The organism is Streptomyces sp. WM4235, assembly GCF_001279725.1.
GTDB lineage: Bacteria > Actinomycetota > Actinomycetes > Streptomycetales > Streptomycetaceae > Streptomyces.
The window spans coordinates 1-20,441 of record NZ_LGDE01000148.1 but is presented as its reverse complement, the minus strand read 5'-3'; the positions used below and the strand labels follow the sequence as shown (position 1 = coordinate 20,441).

Annotated in this window: 18 protein-coding genes; 7 read left to right on the top strand and 11 right to left on the bottom strand. The window is 72.9% G+C overall.

What is annotated here, in order from left to right; all coding sequences use genetic code 11:
* Nucleotides 1-15: 15 nt before the first annotated feature.
* From ADK55_RS13455 to ADK55_RS13425, 7 genes are all read right to left on the bottom strand, one after another.
* Entirely contained in the window at nt 16-1,260 is a 1,245-nt protein-coding gene (locus ADK55_RS13455) for a LamG domain-containing protein (protein WP_053678389.1), read from the bottom strand.
* A gap of 117 nt (nt 1,261-1,377) precedes the next feature.
* Entirely contained in the window at nt 1,378-2,691 is a 1,314-nt protein-coding gene (gene cseC / locus ADK55_RS13450) for a two-component system sensor histidine kinase CseC (protein ID WP_053678387.1), read from the bottom strand.
* Nucleotides 2,688-3,392: a two-component system response regulator CseB gene (gene cseB / locus ADK55_RS13445; RefSeq protein ID WP_053678385.1), complete on the bottom strand. Its 705-nt coding sequence runs from the start codon at nt 3,390-3,392 to the stop codon at nt 2,688-2,690. The genes cseC and cseB overlap by 4 nt, the downstream gene beginning before the upstream one ends.
* A 13-nt stretch (nt 3,393-3,405) precedes the next feature.
* Nucleotides 3,406-4,083, bottom strand: a complete 678-nt coding sequence (locus tag ADK55_RS13440) for a hypothetical protein (RefSeq protein ID WP_371591398.1) — start codon at nt 4,081-4,083, stop codon at nt 3,406-3,408.
* A gap of 11 nt (nt 4,084-4,094) precedes the next feature.
* Entirely contained in the window at nt 4,095-4,655 is a 561-nt protein-coding gene (locus tag ADK55_RS13435) for a SigE family RNA polymerase sigma factor (RefSeq protein ID WP_053678383.1), read from the bottom strand.
* A gap of 220 nt (nt 4,656-4,875) precedes the next feature.
* Complete coding sequence (locus tag ADK55_RS13430; protein WP_199826510.1) at nt 4,876-5,793, bottom strand: A/G-specific adenine glycosylase; 918 nt, start codon at nt 5,791-5,793, stop codon at nt 4,876-4,878.
* Nucleotides 5,794-5,822: 29 nt separating this feature from the next.
* The gene (locus tag ADK55_RS13425) at nt 5,823-6,431 is read right to left on the bottom strand and encodes a phosphatase PAP2 family protein (RefSeq protein WP_053678502.1); all 609 of its coding nucleotides are present in this window, start codon (nt 6,429-6,431) and stop codon (nt 5,823-5,825) included.
* A gap of 160 nt (nt 6,432-6,591) precedes the next feature.
* Here ADK55_RS13425 and ADK55_RS13420 point away from each other — a divergent pair, with 160 nt between their 5' ends.
* A complete protein-coding gene (locus ADK55_RS13420) occupies nt 6,592-7,401 on the top strand; it encodes a hypothetical protein (protein WP_053678379.1) in 810 nt (269 codons plus the stop codon).
* Nucleotides 7,402-7,461: 60 nt separating this feature from the next.
* Here ADK55_RS13420 and disA read toward each other — a convergent pair whose 3' ends face one another.
* On the bottom strand, nt 7,462-8,586 hold the full coding sequence (gene disA / locus ADK55_RS13415; protein ID WP_053678377.1) for a DNA integrity scanning diadenylate cyclase DisA: 1,125 nt from the start codon (nt 8,584-8,586) through the stop codon (nt 7,462-7,464).
* A 183-nt stretch (nt 8,587-8,769) separates the two neighbouring features.
* Entirely contained in the window at nt 8,770-10,188 is a 1,419-nt protein-coding gene (gene radA, locus ADK55_RS13410) for a DNA repair protein RadA (RefSeq protein WP_053678501.1), read from the bottom strand.
* Nucleotides 10,189-10,512: 324 nt separating this feature from the next.
* On the opposite strand from radA, the gene ADK55_RS13405 reads away from it, so the two are divergent.
* Complete coding sequence (locus ADK55_RS13405) at nt 10,513-12,186, top strand: BACON domain-containing protein (RefSeq protein ID WP_107089180.1); 1,674 nt, start codon at nt 10,513-10,515, stop codon at nt 12,184-12,186.
* 92 nt (nt 12,187-12,278) lie between these two features.
* Here ADK55_RS13405 and ADK55_RS13400 read toward each other — a convergent pair whose 3' ends face one another.
* Nucleotides 12,279-13,106: a hypothetical protein gene (locus ADK55_RS13400; protein ID WP_053678373.1), complete on the bottom strand. Its 828-nt coding sequence runs from the start codon at nt 13,104-13,106 to the stop codon at nt 12,279-12,281.
* Between the two features lie 63 nt (nt 13,107-13,169).
* On the opposite strand from ADK55_RS13400, the gene ADK55_RS13395 reads away from it, so the two are divergent.
* The 4 genes from ADK55_RS13395 to ilvD all read left to right on the top strand — a co-directional run bounded on the left by ADK55_RS13395 (nt 13,170) and on the right by ilvD (nt 17,786).
* A complete protein-coding gene (locus tag ADK55_RS13395) occupies nt 13,170-14,099 on the top strand; it encodes a Ppx/GppA phosphatase family protein (RefSeq protein ID WP_053678371.1) in 930 nt (309 codons plus the stop codon).
* A gap of 175 nt (nt 14,100-14,274) precedes the next feature.
* On the top strand, nt 14,275-15,114 hold the full coding sequence (locus tag ADK55_RS13390; protein ID WP_053678369.1) for a sugar phosphate isomerase/epimerase family protein: 840 nt from the start codon (nt 14,275-14,277) through the stop codon (nt 15,112-15,114).
* The gene (locus tag ADK55_RS13385) at nt 15,111-15,731 is read left to right on the top strand and encodes a TetR family transcriptional regulator (protein WP_053678367.1); all 621 of its coding nucleotides are present in this window, start codon (nt 15,111-15,113) and stop codon (nt 15,729-15,731) included. Before ADK55_RS13390 ends, ADK55_RS13385 begins: the two co-directional genes overlap by 4 nt.
* Nucleotides 15,732-15,935: 204 nt before the next feature.
* On the top strand, nt 15,936-17,786 hold the full coding sequence (ilvD, locus tag ADK55_RS13380) for a dihydroxy-acid dehydratase (RefSeq protein WP_053678365.1): 1,851 nt from the start codon (nt 15,936-15,938) through the stop codon (nt 17,784-17,786).
* A 34-nt stretch (nt 17,787-17,820) separates the two neighbouring features.
* Here ilvD and ADK55_RS13375 read toward each other — a convergent pair whose 3' ends face one another.
* Entirely contained in the window at nt 17,821-19,953 is a 2,133-nt protein-coding gene (locus tag ADK55_RS13375) for a protein kinase domain-containing protein (RefSeq protein WP_053678363.1), read from the bottom strand.
* 166 nt (nt 19,954-20,119) lie between these two features.
* Here ADK55_RS13375 and ADK55_RS13370 point away from each other — a divergent pair, with 166 nt between their 5' ends.
* Nucleotides 20,120-20,362, top strand: a complete 243-nt coding sequence (locus ADK55_RS13370; RefSeq protein ID WP_234350031.1) for an SH3 domain-containing protein — start codon at nt 20,120-20,122, stop codon at nt 20,360-20,362.
* Nucleotides 20,363-20,441 lie beyond the last annotated feature (79 nt).

Genomic DNA, 20,441 nt, shown 5'->3' with positions numbered 1-20,441 from the left:
GCGGCTCGCGACGGCTCAGAACAGCAGCCACGACCCGGTCGGCGTGACCATCGGGTCGAGCTTGCCCGGCTTGAGGGCGTCGATCCGCTCCTGCGGCAGCGCAGCGTCGTAGACCCGCAGGCTGTCCATGGCGCCCTGCCAGGGCGACACCCACTGATCCTGATGGCGTGAGCGCGCCAGTTGCAGCGGGCCGGGGGCGGGGAAGATGTCCGCGGGAACCGGGGCCTCGCCCGTCCGCTTGCCGTTCACGTACAGGGCGATCACCTTCTTCTCCGCGTCGTAGGTGCCCGTCAGCTCCGAGAAGGTCTTCTCCATCTTCGAGCTCGTGCCCGTCACCGTCGTCGTGCTGGCGTTCGCGCCCGGGGTGCCGGTCTGCACCCGGAAGATCCAGGACGGCTTGCCGTTCACCTCGTCCAGACCCAGCTCGAACGAGAACGACTTCTCGTTGCCCTGGCTCACCGCGATCTGCTGCCCCTTGGGGGAGCGGTTCCAGAGCCGGGCCGAGACCGTGAAGCTCTTCGACGGGTCCACGACGCGCTGCTGGGACTCGGCGAACGAGTTCGCGTTGCCCTTCGTGCGCATCTCGTGCCGCTTGTCGATCGGGAAGACTCCGGCCTCCGGCCCCATCTTCAGGTTCGCCTTGCCGATCTGGTCCCGCACGGTCGTCGGGTCACCCGCGACCGTGGGCGTGAGATCGATCGGATTCTTGACCCCGCTCTGCGAGGGCGCGGGCGAATCCGAGGCGGCCGCCGTCGGCTTGTCGTCGCCCTTCCCGTCGCCGCCACCCAGCAGCAGGAACGTTCCACCACCGGCGAGCAGCGCCAGCACGGTCACCGTGCCGACGACCACCCACACCCGCTTCCTGCGCCGCTCCGACGCCGAACGATCGGCGAGCGCGTCCCAGTCGGGCTGATCCGACCGCTGCCGGAACGGCTCGGGCTCCGCCGTCGGGCCCGGCATCGAACCGCCCTGCTGCCACGACGCGGGCGGCGCGTCGTAGGGGCCCGGCATCCCGGGATCCTGCCAGTACGGATTCGGCTGCTGCGGTCCGGGCTGCTGCGGTCCGGGCTGCCGCGGGTAGCCGTAGCCGCCGTCCTGGTCCGAGCCCGGCGGGGGGCCGAAGCCACCCGACGCGGGGGGCCCGGGCGGGAACCCGTAGCCACCGGACGCGGGCGCTCCCGGCGGGAACCCGTAGCCACCGCTCCCCGGGGCGGGCTGCTCGGGCTGCGGGTTGGTCGGGGGGTTCGTACCGTCGGTCATGCCACGGATGCTAGAACATCAGCCCCGCGGGGCGAACGGCCGAGGGTCCCGATACGGTCGCGATCCCGGGCCGGCGCCGCCGCGGCTCTGCCGCCCCGGGTCGCGACGACGCCCGACTCAGGTCTGGGGCTTCAGGATCGGGAAGCTTCCCGTCGCCGTCGGCGCGTGCTCCGGCAGCCACAGCACCGCCACCGCCCCGGCGGCCGAACCCTCCCTGTCCACGCCGCCCGGCGCGGCCACGTTACGGAACGTCAACCGCGCGCCCAGCACCCGCGCCTGACCCTCCGCGATGGTCAGACCCAGCCCGTGGCCCACCCCGGCCCGGTCGGTGGACCCGGTCCGGAAACGGCTCGGCCCCTCGCGCAACAGCGCCTCCGGGAAGCCCGGTCCGTGGTCCCGCACCCGTACGACCCGGCCCTCGACGTCGACCTGGATCGGCGACTGCCCGTACCGCGCGGCGTTCGCCAGCAGGTTGCCCAGGATCCGTTCCAGCCGACGCGGGTCGGTGCTCACGATCTCGTCCGCCACGACGCGTACGGACGCGTCCGGCATCAGCGACGCCACCCGGCGGCTGACGAACTCGCCGAGCGCCACGTCCTGCAACTCGGCCCGCTCCGAGGCGCTGTCCAGCCGGGCCACCTCCAACACGTCCTCGACCAACGCGCGCATCGCCTGCGCCCGGTCGCGCACCAGCTCGGTCGGCCGCCCCGGGGGCAGCAGTTCCGCCGCCGTGAGCAAGCCCGTCACCGGGGTCCGCAGCTCGTGCGCGATGTCCGCCGTCACCCGCCGCTCGGCCTCCAGCCGCTGCTGGAGCGCGTCCGCCATGGCGTCCACGGCCCGCGCCAGGTCATCCGTCTCGTCACGTACGACACCACCCACCGCGTCGCGCACCCGGACCTCGGGATCTCCGTGCGCCACCCGCTGCGCGGCGGCGGCCGCCTTGCGCAACCGGCGCGAGATCTGCCCGCCGATGAGCACCCCGAGCGCGGAGCCGCCCACCACCACGGAGAGGGAGCCGACGACGAGGGCCTGGTCCAGGTCGTGCACCATGTTGGCGCTCTCCTTGAACGGCAGGTGCAGGGACAGCACTTGTCCGCTGCCGAGCGGTACGGCCGCCCACACCTCGGGAACGCCCCGCCGGCTCTCCTGGATGTAGGTGCCGCGCCGCCCGGACTGGACCTTCTGCCTCAGTTCGATCGGCAGCTCGGGGTCGTTGAGCTTGGCGCCCATCATCGGCTTGCGGCCGGCGTCCACGCTGCGGGCGAGGAACTGGACCCGCTCCAGCTGGGAGTCGCGGGCGCTCTCCAGCATCGACACGCGGGCAGCACTGTGCACCACCAGACTCAGCGCCACCGCCGTCAGCGCGCCGACGGCGGCGATGGCGAGGGTGATCTTCCAGCGGATCCCGGTACGGAGTGTGAACCGCCTCATGCCTTCAGCTTGTATCCGAAGCCTCGGACCGTCTCGATCCGGTCCTGTCCGATCTTGGTGCGCAGCCGCTGGACGTGGACGTCCACGACCCGGGTGTCGCCGCCCCAGTCGTAGTCCCAGACCCGCTCCAGCAGCCGGTCGCGCGACAGCACGGTGCCGGGCGCCGAGGAGAACTCCAGCAGCAGCCGCATCTCGGTCGGCGTGAGGCCCACCGGGGCACCCGCCTTGCGCACCTCCATGCCCTCGGTGTCGACCTCCAGGTCGCCGAAGGCCAGCACCCCGCGCTCATCGGCGCCGTCGTCGTCCGACGCGCCGCCGTTCGGACCGCCCGCGTGGCCGAAGCGGCGCAACACGGCGCGGATCCGGGCGACGAGGACCGACCCGTCGAAGGGCTTGGTGACGTAGTCGTCGGCGCCCGCCTCCAGGCCCAGTACGACGTCGATGGAGTCGGCGCGCGCCGACAGCATGATCACCGGGACGGTGGACTCGTCACGGATGCGCCGGCACAGGCTGACGCCGTCCATCCCGGGCACCATGACGTCGAGCAGCGCGATGTCGGGGCGGTCGGCCCGGAAGGACTCCAGGCCCGACAGTCCGTCGGGCATGGCGGTCACCACGAACCCGTCGCGCTCCAGCGCCAGGGTCGTGGCCTCGCGGATGACGTCGTCGTCCTCCACGAACAGCACATGGGTCTCGGCCATCCGGAGCCTCGCTTCAGTTCTTCTCTGAGATGGCCGGGGCGGGCTGGCCGCCGCCGTCGACCACGTTGCTGTAGTCCGTGTGGACACGGTCCTGCTCGGTGAACCTCTCACCGCTCCAGCGGTAGGTGATCACGTCCTCGCCGGACGGGTACGAGAGCGCGTCGCTCTTCCCGTAGACCGGCTTGGTGACCACCAGGTCCCCCCGGTCGATCTCCGCGTAGACGGGCGGTTGTTCGTCCGCGAAGACATTCTCGTACTTGCCGTTGTCCGCCCGGTACACGTACGAGCCGCGCCCCAGGGCGTCGGCGCAGGAGAGCACGTTCACGACGATGTCCACGGCCGGGCTCCCGGTGACCTTCCCGTAGCTCACGTCGACCGGGTACTCCCGGCCCGTGCAGGGCTTCAGGTCCCGCTTGATCGCCGGACTGACCTTCGGGTCCGCCTTCAACAGCGCGACCGGGTCCACCTTGGGCGGCTTGGCCGCGGAGGTGTCCGAGGTCGCCGGTGAGTGGTCCCCGCCGGAGGGGGCCGGGCCGACCGGGGGACCGGTCTTCGCCACGGATTCGGTGCGGGCCGGACCGCCGTCGCGCAGGCCCGTGCCACCGGTGGCACAACCGACCGCGAACAGCGCTGTGCCGGCGAGGACGACCGTCCCCGCCGACACCAACACCAGCGACTTTCTGCCGCTCAAGCCTGGGCCGTTCAGGCCGCGCACCGCTCCCGCCCCTCGTACCGGATGGTGTGGTCACCGCGTTCCAGCGCGCGCATGTCGAGGTCCCGGCTCTCCAGCTCCTGCCGGAGGCGGGCCAATGCGCGGTGCAGGGTGCTCTTCACGGTTCCCGCCGACATGCCGAGCGCCGCGGCCGTTTCCTCGGTGCTCATCTGCTCCCAGTGTCGCAGCACCACGACGCTTCGCTGCTTGGGCGCCAGAACCTTGAGGATGTCCATCAGCAGGGCGCGATCGGCGCGCTGGTCGGAGCCGTCCTCGACGGAGGCGTCCGGGAGCTGTTCGGTGGGTACCTCGTCGAGCTTGCGGGCCCGCCACCACTCGGTACGCGTGTTGATCATGACGCGGCGGAGGTAAGCGTCGGCCAGGGACTTGTCGGCGATGCCGTCCCAGCGGCCGTAGGTGCGGACGAGGGCCGTCTGGAGGAGGTCCTGGGCGTCCGTGGGGTCCGGAACCAGGCGCCGGGCACTGCGCAGCAGCGCGTCCTGCCGGGTGCGTACGTACTCCTCGAATTCGAGTACCTCGCCGTGCGCCATCTCAGACCGCCTCCGTTCCGTCCCAACCCGCCACCGCTGTCTTACGGATTCGAAGGTACGGAGGCGTTGTCACGGCACTGTGCGGGTCAGCCTTCGGTGGACGCACGGACACCCGTAGATTGTGTAACAGCGTCTTTGAGCTGCGGGTTTCCCGGCGCCAAGCGGAATCTTCGAGTCAGCTTCGAGCCGGGCTCCCCACGCAGTGGATCAACGGATCGGATCAGGTGCGGGCCGGCCCCTGCGGAAGTCGGTACATCCCCTGGCCGAGCGGCTCGACCAGACCGTCGGACACCAGCCCGTCCAGTGCGCGGGCCCGCTGCACCGGCTCGTCCCAGACCGTGTCCAGCACCGCCTGCGGAACCGCGCCGACCGCCTCCCGCAGGACGGCGAGCAGCTTGCCCCGCACCTGACGGTCGGTACCGGCGTACGTCTGTCCTCGGCGCGGCGGCCCGTCGTGGGCCGGCTTCCCCGCGAGGCGCCACGCGCACAGCCCGGCGACCGGGCAGCGCGCGCAGTCCGGACTCTTGGCCGTGCACACCAGCGCGCCCAGCTCCATCGAGGCCGCCGCCCAGCGGGCCGCGGTCTCCTCGTCCGGCGGCAGCAGGGCCCGCGCCAGACGCCGCTCGGCGGCCGTGGTCGCGTTCGGCGGGTACTCGACCCCGCCGGCGGTGCGGGCGAAGACCCGGCGGACGTTGGTGTCCAGCACCGCGTGTCGCTGCCCGTACGCGAAGGAGGCCACCGCGGCGGCCGTGTACTCGCCGATCCCGGGCAGGGCGAGCAGCTGCGCGTGCTCCCGCGGCACGTCGCCCCCGTGTCGTTCCGTTATCGCGACGGCCGCCCCGTGCAGGCGCAGGGCCCGGCGGGGGTAGCCGAGGCGGCCCCAGGCGCGCACGGCCTCGCCGGGCGCCTCGGCGGCCAGGTCGGCGGGCCGGGGCCAGCGGGCGAGCCACTGCTCGTACACCGGCAGGACCCGGTTGACGGGGGTCTGCTGGAGCATGAACTCGCTGACCATCACGCCCCAGGGGCCGGCCTCGGGGCGGCGCCAGGGCAGGTCGCGGGCATGCTCGTCGAACCACGCGATCACGGGGGAGTGCAGTGCGTGGGAGACGTCGGGGGAAGGAGTGGTGGATGCAGTCATGGCAGACGGCATCCTGGCACGTTTCGTCCCTACCGCGCGGGGCCCGGACCGGTGAACCACAGCACGGGCCGGATGCCACTGGCCCGCATGCCGGCGGTGATCCTACTGATCGGACCGGCGAGGGCGAGCACGAACAGGGCGGCCAGCGATCCGCCGAGCAGCAGGCCCAGCGCCACGTCGTGGGGGAAGTGCACGCCGACGAACACCCGGGAGAAGGCCATCAGCAGGGCGAGCGGCACGGTCAACAGCGCGAGGCGGCCGACGGCCAGGGCCAGCGCGACGGCGGCGGCGCCCGCGATGGAGGAGTGGTTGCTGGGGAAGGACCAGTCGCCGTACTCCGGGCACGGGATCAGCGACGCGGCCGCCCCGGCCACCGTCCGACAGGGCCGGTCCTCGTCGACGGTCGACTTCACCAGCTCGGAGGCGACGTACGCGACGGCGGTGGCGAGCGGCGCGAGGACGGCGAGCGCCATCGCGCGCGGGGCGGCTTGCCGGCGGGCACGCCACCAGACGGCTATGAAGAGCAGACCGAACGCGAACAGCCCGTACTCCGTCCAGGCCTCGGACGCCGACCGCACCCAGGGGGGCGTGGTGTGGGCGAAGTCGGTGATGTCTCTGTAGAGGTCGGAGCTGTCCATGATCACAGACCGTACTCAATGGGATGTCGCGGTCGTGTCAGCACCCTGGCCGGTTCCGATCGGTTCGGACCGGCCCCGCAGGATGATCATCGGCAAATCAAGCCCGCCGCCCGGCATGTGGGGCACTGATCGCGGCGCGAACTCTCGTAAGGTTCCGCTCGTGGGATCTCTGCGCAATCCGGTCGGGCCGCTCCCCTCCTCCATCTACTGGCGACGGAGGGCTGTGCTGGCGTCCGTCGTCGCGCTCCTCGCGCTCCTCGCCGTATGGACCGTCAGCTCCGGTGGGGTGAAGTCCAGTACGAACGGCAAGGGCGAGGGCGGGCGAGATCCCGTCGCCCCGATCACCCCCGGCCCCTCCGGCTCCGGGCCGGCGATCAGTCAGGCCCCGGGCGGGCGGGCCGAGTCGGGAACCGGGTCGGCCGGCTCCGGCTCCGGTTCCGGTTCCGACGCGGGCACGGCGGGCGCCGGCAAGAACGGCGAGCCGAGCGGTGGCACGGGCGGCGGCTCCGGCAACTCCGCCCCGGGCGGCGGCGCGAGCCAGGTCCCGGCCGACTCGCCCCTGCCGACGTGCGCGCCGTCCGCGGTGCAGTGGGAGGTCAAGAGCGAGAAGAACGAGTACGAGGCGAACGAGAAGCCTCGTCTCGAACTCATCGCCCGCAATGTCTCCGGCACCACCTGCAAGGTCGACCTCGGCCCGAAGCAGGCGGTCCTGACCATCACCCAGGCCAGCAACCCCAAGGCCGTCTGGTCCTCGACGGACTGCCCGACCGGCGCGGGCAACGTCTTCTTCCGGCTGGCCGCGCAGAGCGAGATCAAGGCGCCGACCCTGGAATGGGACCGCCGGTTCAGCGCCGCGGACCAGTGCCAGTCACCGCCCGCGGGAGCCGCGACCGCGGACACCTACGTGGTCGAGGTCAAGTCCCCCGGCCTGCCGGTGGCCCGCACCTCGTTCGTCCTCAAGCAGGACTGACGCACCACGACCGGCCGGGCGGGTCCGATCCCGCCCGGCCCCGTACACGGGCCGGTCGGGCTAGACGTACCGCTCCAGGATCGAGGACTCCGCCAGTCGCGACAGGCCCTCGCGGACGCTCCGCGCCCGGGCCTCGCCCACGCCGTCCACCGTCTGCAGGTCGTCCACGCTCGCGGCGAGCAGCTTCTGCAGTCCGCCGAAGTGCTCCACCAGCCGCTCGATGATCGCCCCGGGCAGCCGCGGCACCTTCGCCAGCAGCCGGTAGCCCCGCGGGGACACCGCCGAGTCCAGCGTCTCCGGCGACCCCGTGTATCCCAGGGCCTTCGCCACGATCGCCAGCTCCAGCAGTTCCGGATGCGTGAGCGCGTCCAGCGCCGGAAGCGCCTCGTCCACCGTGCGGGAACGCTTCGCCGTGGGTTCCGGAACGTAGTCCCGGATCACCAACTCCCGCTCCTGCTCGATGCCGACCGTCAACTCGTCCAGTTGCAGGGACAGCAGTCGCCCGTCCGTGCCCAGTTCGACCACGTACTCGGCGATCTCCGTCGCGATCCGGCGGACCATTTCCAGCCGCTGCGCGACCGCCGTCACATCGCGGACCGTGACCAGGTCCTCGATCTCCAGCGCGGACAGCGTGCCCGCGACCTCGTCGAGCCGCAGCTTGTACCGCTCCAGCGTGGCCAGCGCCTGGTTCGCCCGCGACAGGATCGCCCCGGACTCCTCCAGGACCCGCCGCTCACCGTCCACGTACAACGCGATCAGCCGCATCGACTGCGACACCGACACCACCGGGAACCCGCACTGCTTGGAGACACGGTCGGCCGTGCGGTGGCGGGTGCCCGTCTCCTCCGTGTGGATGGACGCGTCCGGGACCAGCTGCACGCCGGCCCGCAGGATCTTGGTGATGTCCTTGTCCAGGATGAGCGCCCCGTCGAGCTTGCACAGCTCGCGCAGCCGGGTCGCGGTGAACTCCACGTCCAGCACGAAACCGCCGGTGCACATCGCCTCGACGTTCTTGTCCATGCCGAGGACGATCAGGCCACCGGTGTTGCCGCGGACGATCCTCTCCAGGCCGTCTCTCAGGGGCTGACCAGGTGCGACCGCGCTCAGCGAGGCACGCATCATGGCCTCTTGCCTGGAGCTCGCGCCCGACTTTCCGGATGCTGCTGCCCCGTCCTTGGCTGCCACTGCACTCCTCCGGTCGCGGGTTGCGCCGCCTGCGTACGGCCGGGCGGACCAGCACAAAGTCTACCGGCGTGGCCTGTGCGCCCGCCGAGCCTTGGCCCGCCTCGTCCCCGGACCCTACGGTGCGAACCCCCGGAAGCGCTCCCGACCCGGCAAAGCCCGCCCCCGCCCGTTGGCCGGACCGGCCTACGACCTGTCGGCCGCGCCGTCCTTGGCGGGGGTCCGCGAGCGCCCGCGCGGCAGGACCCGCAGCGCGTCGCCCATGTCCGCGACCTCGATCACCTTCATGCCCGCCGGCACCTTGCCGGGGTCGCTCGGCACCAGCGCGTGCGTGAAGCCGAGCCGGTGCGCCTCGGCGAGCCGCCGCTGGACGCCGGTCACCCGCCGCACCTCGCCCGCGAGACCGACCTCCCCGATGGCGACGAGGTTCTTCGGGAGGGGCACGTCGCTCGCCGCCGAGGCCAGCGCCAGCGCGATCGCCAGGTCGGCGGCCGGCTCGGTCAGCTTCACCCCGCCCACGGTGGCGCTGTAGATGTCCCGCTTGCCCAGCGCGGTGATCCGGCCGCGCTGCTCCAGCACCGCCAGCATCATCGAGACGCGGGAGGTCTCCAGGCCCGACGTGGTCCGCCGGGGCGAGGGGATCTGTGAATCCACCGTCAGCGCCTGCACCTCCGCGACCAGGGGCCGCTTGCCCTCCAGCGTCACCGTCAGACAGGTCCCGGGGACCGCCTCCGCGCGCCGGGTCAGGAACAACCCGCTCGGGTCGGCCAGCCCGGTGATCCCCTCGTCGTGGAGTTCGAAGCAGCCGACCTCGTCGGTGGCGCCGTACCGGTTCTTCACACCGCGCACCAGTCGCAGCCGCGCGTGCCGGTCGCCCTCGAAGCTCAGGACGACGTCGACCAGGTGCTCCAGCAGCCGGGGACCGGCGATGGCCCCGTCCTTGGTGACGTGGCCGACGAGGAGCGTGGACATGCCGCGCTCCTTGGACGCCCGGATCAGCGCGCCCGCGACCTCGCGCACCTGGGCCATGCCGCCGGGCGCCCCGTCGATCTCGGGCGAGGCGATGGTCTGTACGGAGTCCAGGATCAGCAGCGCGGGTTTCACGGCGTCGAGGTGACCCAGCACGGCCGACAGGTCCGTCTCCGCGGCCAGGTACAGGTGGTCGCTGAGCGCCTTGATCCGGTCCGCCCGCAGGCGCACCTGGCTCGCCGACTCCTCGCCCGTCACATACAGCGTCCGGTGGTCGGCGTCGGCCGCCTTCGCCGCGACGTCCAACAGCAGCGTCGACTTGCCCACGCCCGGCTCGCCCGCCAACAGCACGACCGCCCCGGGCACGAGACCGCCGCCGAGGACCCGGTCCAGCTCGCTCACGCCCGTGCTGCGCGCGGTCGCCGTCCTGACGTCGACCTGGCCGATCGGCACGGCCGCGGTCGAGACACGACCCGCCGCGGTGGTCCGCACGGCGGGCGCGCCCATTTCCTCGACGGTGCCCCACGCCTGGCACTCGGGACACCGCCCGAGCCATTTCGCGGTCGTCCAGCCGCACTCGGTACAACGGTAGGACGGCCGGTCCTTGGCGGATGAACGAGATGTGCGGGCTGCCATGCGCCCACCGTAGTCGCCGGTACCGACACCGCCGCCGGCCGTGCCCCGCGGAGGCTGGGCGGGGTCCGACCGCGCGCCCCGCCTCGCCCGCTCCGGTCGCCCGCCCCGTCCGCCTCCTCCCGCCTCGTCCGGGTTCGTCGGTCGCGGCGTCAGGGCGGCCGTCAGCACCGCTGTCAGCGCGGGCCCGATCTGTTCACCCGTAAGGGCTAAAACTGCTGAAGGCTTCCGGGGGGTCACCGGCGCGCCGCCTACGGTCGCCAGGTGAACAGCAGCAACCAGGAACCCCTCTCATCGCGCACCGGCGCACACCGGGCGCACGGGCACATGCCTTCAGAGGGACGCGGAGGGCAGGGACTCGCCGGCGAACAGCCTCCCCCGTTCCGACACGAGCCCTACCTCGACGGCCTGTTCACCTACTGCCTCTCGGTGCTCTGCGACCACGACACCGCCACCGACGTGCTCGGAGACGCCCTGGCCGCCGCCGAACGGCACCCCGGCCGCTGCCCCGACGAGGGCGAGCGCCGCGCCTGGCTGTACGCGCTCGCCCGCTGGGGCTGCCTGCGCCGGCTCGCCGAGCAGCGGCGCGCGCGGCAGGGGGCGCACAGCGCCCGTCGTACGCCGGAGCACACCGACGTCGAGCGTGCGCCGGGTGGGCCCGGCGCCCTCGACGTGTCCGCGTACCGCCGTACCGAACTGGCCCGCCTCGCCTGGCCCGAGGCCGCCGGCACCACCCCCGAGCAGCGCGAGGCCCTCGAACTCGCCGTCCGCCACCGCCTCGGCGTCCCCGAACTCGCCTCCGTCCTCGGGACCCCGCCCGCCGCCGCCCGCGAACTCCTGTCCGCCGCCGCCTGCGAGGTGGAACGCACCCGCGCCGCCCTCGCCGTCGTCGAGACCGGCAACTGCCCTGCCGTGTCCCGGCTCACCGGTGACGACGGGGACCCCCGGGTCCTGCTCTCCACCCCGCTGCGCGCCGAACTCGTACGCCACGTCGACGACTGCCCGCGCTGCCGGCGCGTCGCCGAACGCGTCGGCGCCGGCGGCCCCTGGCCCGGCACCGGGGGCATCCACCCCGCCGCGCTCCCGCTCGTACCGGCCCCCCGCACCGCCGTCCGCGCGGCGATGCTGCGCTCCGGGCGACGCGGCGGCGGCCCCGGTCCCCGCTTCGACCGCACCGGCTTCCCGATGGATCCCAAGGACCGGGCGGCCCGCCGCGACCGGTTCCGGGCCCGCGTCGTCACCACGACCGTCGTCGCCACCGTCGTCGCCGCGCCCGTACTGGCCCTGTGGGCGGCCTACCGGGGCGCTCCCGCCACCGGCGAACCCCTCGACGGCGGCGCCACCCGGATCTTCGCCGGCGAGTCCGACATCCCGCCGCCCCCGGCCGGCGGCCGGCTGCTCGCCGCGTACGAGAACACCGGCAACACCGCCCACACCGGCGACGGGCCGGGCTTCGCCCCCGGTACCGCCGCACCCGACGTCTCCGTCGAGGTCATCAGCTCCGGCGCGCCGGCCACCCCGGAATCGGACCGTCCGGGAGCCCCCGGCCGGCTCACCGTGTCCGCCACGACATACGGCTCCACCACCCTGCTCACGCTCAGCGCGTCCGGCGGCGCCCCCGTGGACTGGCGCCTGTGGTCCGACGCGCCCTGGCTGCGGGCCGGCCAGACGGCGGGCACCCTGGCCCCCGAAGAATCGGTCACCCTACGGATCACCGTGGACGCCGCCGCCCAGCCCGTCGGCGCCTGGTCGGCCCGGGTCGGGGTGGACCCGTCCGGCGCGGTCGTCGCCATCCAGGGCCGCGGCCGGCCCGCCCCGCCGCCGAACGGGGGACCGCCGACCACCCCGGCGAACCCCAGGCCGACTCCCACGCCGCCGACGCCCACCCCCACGCCGACGCCCACACCGACCCCGACCTCGACTCCCACGCCGACGCCGACCGAGTCAGAAGGAACGGTTTCCCCGACGCCGCCCACCGACCCGCCGGCCCCGGCCTCCTGACCGCGGGCGGGCCCCCCGGGCGCAGCGCGCACCGACTTCCCGATCCGCCGACTTCCCGATCCGCCGGCCTTCCGATCCGCCGGTCGACAGCCCTACGCCGTCGGCGGATCCGCGGGGTGCGGGGCCATCGGCAGCAGCGAGGCCAACCGCGCCTCGCAGAGCGCCACGAGCGCCTCGTAGCCCTCCTTGCCCATCAGCTCCGTCAGCTCGGGGCGGTACGACACGTACACCGGGTCACCGGCCCCGTGCGCGGACGTGGCCGACGTGCACCACCAGTGCAGGTCGTGGCCGCCCGGACCCCAGCCGCGCCGGTCGTACTCGCCGATCGTGACCTGGAGGACCCGCGTGTCGTCGGGCCGGTCGATCCAGTCGTAGGTGCGACGGATCGGCAGCTGCCAGCACACGTCGGGCTTGGTCTCCAACGGCTCGCGCTTCTCGCGCAGCGCCAGGATGTGCAGCGAGCAACCGGCGCCCGCGGCGAAGCCGGGCCGGTTCTGGAAGATGCACGAACCCTCCCAGCGGCGGGTCTGCCGCTCGCCGTCCTCGTCCTTCTGCACCCAGCCGGACTCGGTGCCCACGTCGTGGAACTGCCACAGCTCCGGTGTGAGGCGGGCCACGTTCTCCGCGACGCGCTTCTCGTCGTCCTCGTCGGAGAAGTGCGCGCCGAGGGTGCAGCAGCCGTCGTCCGCCCGGCCGGCCTGGATGCCCTGGCAGCCGCTGCCGAAGATGCAGGTCCAGCGCGAGGTCAGCCAGGTCAGGTCGCAGCGGAAGATCTGTTCGTCGTCGGCGGGGTCCGGGAACTCCACCCAGGCCCGGGGAAAGTCGAGGCCCTTCTCGTCACCGGAGACCGCGGGGGACTCGCCGCCCTTGGCCTTCTTCGACTTGGGGCGGGACTTGTTGGCCTTCTTCGTATTTGGCACAAACCCAAGCCTAAGGGCCCCTTACTCCACCCCTACGCGACCGGACCAGTAGCGTTTCCCCGTATGAGACTCGGTGTCCTTGATGTGGGTTCGAACACGATCCATCTGCTGGTGGTCGACGCACACCCCGGTGCGCGCCCGCTGCCCGCGCACTCGCACAAGGTGGAACTGCGGCTGGCGGAACTCCTCGACGAGCACGGGGCGGTCACCCCGGAGGGCATAGAGCGCCTCGTCTCGGTCCTCGGCGACGCCGTGCAGGCCGCCGAGGACAAGGGCTGCGAGGACCTGCTGCCCTTCGCGACGAGCGCCGTGCGCGAGGCCACGAACGCCGACGAGGTCCTGGCCCGGGTGAAGGCCGAGACCGGCCTCGACCTGCCCATCCTCAGCGGTGAGGACGAGGCGCGGCTGACGTTCCTCGCCGCCCGGCGCTGGTTCGGCTGGTCGGCGGGCAAGCTGCTGGTCCTCGACATCGGCGGCGGCTCGCTGGAGATCGCGTTCGGCATCGACGAGGAACCCGACGCGGCGGTGTCCCTCCCGCTGGGCGCCGGCCGCCTCACCTCGGCGTGGCTTCCGGGCGACCCCGCCGACCCGGCCGACGTGAAGGCCCTGCGCCGGCACGCGCGGGCCCAGATCGCCCGGTCGGTCAGTGTGTTCAGCCGCTTCGGAGCGCCGGACCACGTGGTGGCGACCTCCAAGACGTTCCGGCAGCTGGCCCGCATCGCGGGCGCGGCCCGCTCGGCCGACGGCCTGTACGTCCAGCGCGACCTGACCCGCAAGTCCCTGGAGGAGTGGGTCCCGCGCCTGGCGGCGATGACCACCGCGCAGCGCTCCACCCTCCCGGGCGTGTCCGAGGGCCGCGCCGGACAGCTCCTGGCGGGCGCCCTGGTCGCGGAGGGCACGATGGACCTCCTCGGCGTCGAGGAGTTGGAGATCTGCCCCTGGGCCCTGCGGGAGGGCGTCATCCTCCGCCGCCTGGACCACCTCCCGTCCTGACCGGGCCCGCTTCGCCCGACCGGGCCCACCCCTTCCGACCGGGCCCGTCCGGCCTCACCCCTCGTACCGGCCCGAGCCCGTGCGCGGCCTCGTCGGGCCGGGTCCACGGGCACTTTGAACCGGCGGATCCCCCCACCCCGCCCGGCGGGGGCACCGGCATCGGTAACCTGTCCCCGTGGCAGAACCCCGCCCCCAGACCCCGAGACCAAGGCCCAAGGTCGCCCTTTCCACCGCCTCCGTCTATCCGGAGTCCACGGCGACCGCCTTCGAGATCGCCGCGCGCCTCGGCTACGACGGCGTCGAGGTCATGGTCTGGACGGACCCGGTCAGCCAGGACATCGACGCCCTGCGCCGCCTCTCCGACCACCACGGGGTCCCGGTCCTCGCGATCCACGCCCCCTGCCTCCTGATCACCCAGCGCGTCTGGTCGACCGACCCCTGGACGAAGCTGCGGCGCGCCCAGTCGGCGGCCGAGCGGCTGGGCGCGGGCACCGTCGTCGTGCACCCGCCGTTCCGCTGGCAGCGCGCGTACTCCCGCGACTTCGTCGCCGGCATCTGGCGCATGGCGGACGAGACCGACGTCAGGTTCGCCGTCGAGAACATGTACCCCTGGCGCTACCGCGACCGCGAGATGCTCGCGTACGCGCCCGAGTGGGACGTCACCAAGGACGATTACCGGCACTTCACGGTGGACCTCTCGCACACCGCGACGGCCCGCACCGACGCGAACGCGATGATCGACCGGATGGGCGACCGGCTCGCCCACATCCACCTCGCCGACGGGAACGGCTCCGCGAAGGACGAGCACCTCGTCCCCGGTCGCGGTACCCAGCCCTGCGCCGAACTGCTGCGCGGCCTGGCCCGTACCTCCTTCGACGGTCACGTCGTCATCGAGGTCAACACCCGCCGCGCCATGTCCTCGGCGGAACGCGAGGCCGATCTCGCCGAGGCCCTGGCCTTCACGCGGCAGCACCTCGCGGCCGCGACCAGCGACAGCCCGGCCCGCCGGCCATGACGGACCCGGTCGGCAAGCCCCGCCGCGGCCCCGGTCGCCCCCGCCAGGACGAGGCCGACGACGGCCCCGGCACGCAGGAGCGGATCCGGCTCGCGGCCCGTTCGGAGTTCGCGGCGCGCGGCTACGACAAGACCTCCGTACGCGGGATCGCGAAGGCGGCCGGCGTGGACCCGGCACTGGTGCACCACTACTTCGGCAGCAAGGACGACCTGTTCGCCGCCGCCATCGAGGTCAGCATGGAGCCGGCCCTGGTCGTCCCGCAGATCGTCGGCTCCGGCCCGGACGGCATCGGCGAGCGCCTGGCCCGCTACTTCCTGGGCATCTGGGAGAACCCGGCCACCCGCGCCCCCCTCCTCGCCGTGATCCGCTCCGCCCTCACCCACGAGGCCGCCGCCGCCGTGCTGCGCCGATTGATCCTGCGCCGGGTCCTGGAGCGGGTCGCGGCCGACCTCGACGTGCCCGACCCCACCTTCCGCGCCGAACTCGCGGCCTCGCACATGATCGGCATCGCGATCCTGCGGTACGTGGTCCAGATCGAGCCCCTCGCGTCCGCGGACCCGGAGGAGATCATCGCCCTCGTGGCCCCGACCCTCCAGCGCTACCTCACCGAACAGTGACCCCGTCGAACACGGTGCCCCTCACCGAACAGTGACCTCACCGCACAGTGACCTCACCCAGCAGTGACCGAAAGCTGAGCCGGCCGTCCCGGCATGCGGACACCGTGTCCGCATCGCGGGCGAGAGGCGTAGCCTCGTAAACAGCCATATCCACAGTCGCGGCAGGCCTCTCCGGCGCCGCCGCACTCATGGGGAGTGAACCCGATGCCCGAGCTGAGGTCCCGCACCGTCACCCACGGCCGCAACATGGCAGGCGCACGTGCGCTGATGCGCGCCTCGGGCGTAGCGAGCGCGGACATCGGAAAGCCGATCATCGCGGTGGCCAACTCCTTCACCGAGTTCGTCCCCGGGCACACCCACCTGGCGCCGGTCGGCCGGATCGTCTCCGACGCCATCCGCGAGGCGGGCGCGATCCCGCGCGAGTTCAACACCATCGCGGTCGACGACGGCATCGCCATGGGCCACGGCGGCATGCTGTACTCCCTGCCCTCCCGCGACCTGATCGCGGACAGCGTGGAGTACATGGTCGAGGCGCACTGCGCCGACGCCCTGATCTGCATCTCCAACTGCGACAAGATCACCCCCGGCATGCTGATGGCCGCCATGCGCCTCAACATCCCGGTCGTCTTCGTCTCCGGCGGTCCGATGGAGGCCGGGCAGGCCATCCTCGTCGACGGCACCGTCCGCAAGCTCGACCTGATCGACGCCATGGTCGACGCCGCCAACGAGAACGTCTCGGACGAGGACGTGCTGCGGATCGAGGAGAACGCCTGTCCGACCTGCGGCTCCTGTTCGGGCATGTTCACCGCCAACTCCATGAACTGCCTCGCCGAGGCCATCGGTCTGGCCCTCCCGGGCAACGGCTCGGTCCTCGCCACGCACACCGCCCGCCGCGCCCTGTACGAGGACGCCGGCCGCACGGTCGTGGAGATCACCAAGCGCTACTACGAGGACGGCGACGAGTCCGTCCTGCCGCGCAACATCGCCACCCGCGAGGCCTTCGAGAACGCCATGGCGCTCGACATCGCGATGGGCGGCTCCACCAACACGATCCTGCACCTGCTGGCGGCGGCGCAGGAGGCGGGCCTGGAGTACGACCTCACCGACATCGACGCCGTCTCCCGCCGCGTTCCCTGCCTGTCCAAGGTCGCGCCGAACGTGGCGCCCGGCGGCACGTACTACATGGAGGACATCCACCGGGCCGGCGGCATCCCCGCCATCCTCGGCGAGCTGTACCGCGGCGGTCTCCTCAACAAGGACGTCACCTCCGTGCACTCCGACAACCTGGAGGACTGGCTCGCGCGGTGGGACGCCCGCTCCGGCACGGCGTCCGACACCGCCATGGAGCTGTGGCACGCGGCCCCCGGCTGCAAGCGCTCCGCGACCGCCTTCTCCCAGTCCGAGCGCTGGGACACCCTCGACCTCGACGCCGAGGGCGGCTGCATCCGCTCGGTGCAGCACGCGTACTCCAAGGACGGCGGCCTCGCCGTCCTGCGCGGCAACATCGCGGTCGACGGCTGCGTCGTGAAGACCGCCGGCGTGGACGAGTCGATCTGGACCTTCGAGGGTCCGGCCGTGGTCTGCGAGTCGCAGGACGAGGCCGTCGACAAGATCCTCCGCAAGGAGATCAAGGAGGGCGACGTCGTCGTCATCCGCTACGAGGGCCCGCGCGGCGGCCCCGGCATGCAGGAGATGCTGTACCCGACGTCCTTCCTCAAGGGCCGCGGTCTCGGCAAGGCCTGCGCCCTCGTCACGGACGGCCGTTTCTCCGGCGGCACCTCGGGCCTGTCCATCGGCCACGCCTCCCCGGAGGCCGCCTCGGGCGGCACCATCGCCCTCGTCGAGGACGGCGACCGCATCCGCATCGACATCCCGAACCGCTCGATCGAGCTGCTGGTCCCCGACGAGGAACTGGCCGCCCGCCGCGAGGCCCTCGGCGGCGTCTACGCCCCGAAGAACCGCGAACGCAAGGTCTCCGCGGCCCTGCGCGCCTACGCCGCCATGGCCACCAGCGCCGACAAGGGCGCGGTCCGCGACGTCTCCCTCCTGGGCTGAACCCGCCGAGTCCTCCCGAACCCCGCCGGTCGTGTCACCAGCCGGCGGGGTTCGCCGCGTCCACGGCGAAGACGGTCCCGTCGGGCGCGGACGCGTACACCCGCCCATCGGAGAGAACGGGAGCGGGGATCGCGGAGCTGACAGCCGCCCGCCCCGCAGCCAGACGGGTCCCGGTCTGCCCGACGAGCCGTCCGGTGGCCGCGTCGACGGCCAGCAGGCGGCCGTCCGACACGCTGAGGTACACGTGCCCATCCGCGTACATGGGGCTCGACGCGCTCGCCGCGCCGGTTTCCAGGCGCCACAGTTCCTTGCCCGTGCCGACCGCCGCGACCGTGCCCTGCGTGCCGAAGGCGTAGGTCGTGCCGTTCGCCCCCACCGTCGCCTGGGCGTCGTACAGGGGAGCCGACAGTCGGACCCGCTGCACCGAGCGCGTCGTCCGACCGATCCTCACGACACCGATCGCGTGAGCGCTCGCGTCGTTGTCCAGTAGGAAGAGCGTGTCGGCCGCGGTCCCGAAAGGACGAAGCCTGCCGTCGGTCCGTACCTGCCAGCGCACGGTGCCGGTGGACGCGTCCACCTCCGAGACCTCCGTCGACCGGCCGCTGCCGTCGGGCGTCGACCGGAAGAAGGAGGGCGCGCCGTTCTGCCCGGTACCACCCCACCAACCGGATCCCGCGGCGCCGGGTCCGGTCCAGCGCTGGGCTCCGTCGGCCGCGTCGATGGCGCGCACGCTTCCGTCCGCCGAGGTCAGGAGGACGTGCGGGCCCGCGGTCACCACCTGCGTGCCGGCCGACAGCCCGCGCTGCCAGCGCTCGGCGCCGGTCTTCGGGTCCAGTGCCCGGAGCCGTTCGCCCCCGTCCGCCACGACGACGATCACGCCACCGGCTTCCCGGGGGACCGGCGGGGTCGCGCCGGGCAGCGCGCCGCTCGCGGGGGCGGGAACGGACCAGGCCACCGCGCCGTTCGTGACGTCGAGGCGGGCGCCGGTGAGGTGGCGTCCGGCGCAGTAGAGCGCCGCGCCCACCGCCGAGCAGGACGCGGTGTGCCCGCCCAGGGACACCGACCAAGGGGTCACGGGCGGCGGTACCGCGGTTTCGTCTCCCGGCGCCTCGGACGCGTTCCGTACGGGTGTCCCCGCGTCGGCGGCGAGCCACAGCCCACCCCCGACCGCGCCGACGGCGAGGAGCGCGGCGGCCACCCACGCCCTCAAGGCCCATCCGCGCGGGGGCCGTGCGGGTCGGCGGACGACGGCCGGCACGGCGCGTCGATGCGTGTCCTCCTCGTCGGGCGCCGGCTTGCGCTGCCGAGGTATGCGCGGCTGCGCGATGAAGGACTGGGTGTTCTCGGAGGTCGGACTCGTCAGCGCCCGGATCTCGGCGATGAGCGCGTGGGCGGTCGGCCGCTCGTTCGGATCCTTCGCCAGGCACCGGGCCACGACCGGAACCAGCAGGTCCGGCAACCCCGTCAGGTCGGGCTCGCTGTGCACGACCTGGTACGCCACGAGGTAGTGGCTGTCCGAGTCGAACGGCCCGTGCCCCGTCGCCGCGTACACCAGCACCGCGCCCAGCGCGAAGACGTCGGCGGCCGTGCCCACGTCCCGGGGGCTCTGGAACTGCTCGGGCGCCATGAACGGCGGCGTTCCGATCAGCTTCCCGGTCTCGGTGCGCAGGTCGCTGTCGGCCGGGCGCGAGATCCCGAAGTCGATGACCCGGACCCCGTCCGGGGCCATCAGCACGTTGCTCGGCTTCAGATCCCGGTGTACCACCCCGGCGCGGTGGATGTCCCTCAGGGCTTCCGCCAGCCCGGCGGCGAGCCGGGTCAGTTCGATAGAGTCCAGGACGCGTTCGCGCACTCGTTCGGACAACGTCGGCGCGTCGACGAACAGGGTGGCCATCCAAGGCCGTTCGGCATCCGGATCGGCGTCCACGACGGGTGCGGTGAACGCCCCGCTCACCCGTCGCGCGGCGGCGACCTCCTGTCGGAAGCGCGCCCGGAACTCGGGGTCCACCGCGTGTTGGGCGTGTACGACCTTGACGGCGAGTTTCAGCCCCGAGCTGGAGGCGGCCAGGTGGACGACCCCCATGCCGCCGGAACCGAGCACGGATTCGAGCCGGTACTGCCCGGCATACTCCGGAAACCCGGCGTAGTCCGCGCGCCGCGAATGCACCGCTCACCACCCCCGCCGGAGCCTAGCCCATGGCCCGTGCGATTCTCCAAGGTCCTGCTAGCCTGCGCGCGTTGCGCTGGGCAACACCCATGGGGGGAGCTTTCACATGTCCATTGAGAATGATTCAAGCCACGTCACGAGCGTCACGGCGAGCGGTGGCCTGCCGATGTACCAGGTCGCTCCCGGCTACCGCGTCAACGTTCGCAGCGGCCCCGGAACCGGCTACGCGATCATCGACACCCTCCCGCTCGGGGCGAGCGTGTCCATCCGCTGCCAGTGCCCCGGCACGACGGTTTCGGGTCCGTACGGGACGACCGGCCTCTGGGACTGCATCGGCAACGGCCGCTTCGTGTCGGACGCCTACGTGAAGACCGGCAGCGACGGGTACGTCGCCAGCCGCTGCGACTGACCCGGACGAACCCCCCGGGCCCGCCCCGCCCGGGCACACCCTTCCCGGGCGGGGCGGCCCACCGCGGCCCACCCCGCCC

Excerpts from the sequence above, each read along its gene's own strand:
- ADK55_RS13370 (WP_234350031.1), top strand. The coding sequence starts at position 20,120 with ATGTACCAGGTCGCTCCCGGCTACCGCGTCAACGTTCGCAGCGGCCCC.
- ADK55_RS13385 (WP_053678367.1), top strand. The coding sequence starts at position 15,111 with ATGACGGACCCGGTCGGCAAGCCCCGCCGCGGCCCCGGTCGCCCCCGC.
- ADK55_RS13430 (WP_199826510.1), bottom strand. The coding sequence starts at position 5,793 with ATGACTGCATCCACCACTCCTTCCCCCGACGTCTCCCACGCACTGCAC.
- cseC (WP_053678387.1), bottom strand. The coding sequence starts at position 2,691 with ATGAGGCGGTTCACACTCCGTACCGGGATCCGCTGGAAGATCACCCTC.
- cseB (WP_053678385.1), bottom strand. The coding sequence starts at position 3,392 with ATGGCCGAGACCCATGTGCTGTTCGTGGAGGACGACGACGTCATCCGC.
- radA (WP_053678501.1), bottom strand. The coding sequence starts at position 10,188 with ATGGCAGCCCGCACATCTCGTTCATCCGCCAAGGACCGGCCGTCCTAC.
- ADK55_RS13435 (WP_053678383.1), bottom strand. The coding sequence starts at position 4,655 with ATGGCGCACGGCGAGGTACTCGAATTCGAGGAGTACGTACGCACCCGG.
- ADK55_RS13455 (WP_053678389.1), bottom strand. The coding sequence starts at position 1,260 with ATGACCGACGGTACGAACCCCCCGACCAACCCGCAGCCCGAGCAGCCC.
- ADK55_RS13395 (WP_053678371.1), top strand. The coding sequence starts at position 13,170 with ATGAGACTCGGTGTCCTTGATGTGGGTTCGAACACGATCCATCTGCTG.
- ADK55_RS13405 (WP_107089180.1), top strand. The coding sequence starts at position 10,513 with ATGCCTTCAGAGGGACGCGGAGGGCAGGGACTCGCCGGCGAACAGCCT.
- ilvD (WP_053678365.1), top strand. The coding sequence starts at position 15,936 with ATGCCCGAGCTGAGGTCCCGCACCGTCACCCACGGCCGCAACATGGCA.
- ADK55_RS13425 (WP_053678502.1), bottom strand. The coding sequence starts at position 6,431 with ATGGACAGCTCCGACCTCTACAGAGACATCACCGACTTCGCCCACACC.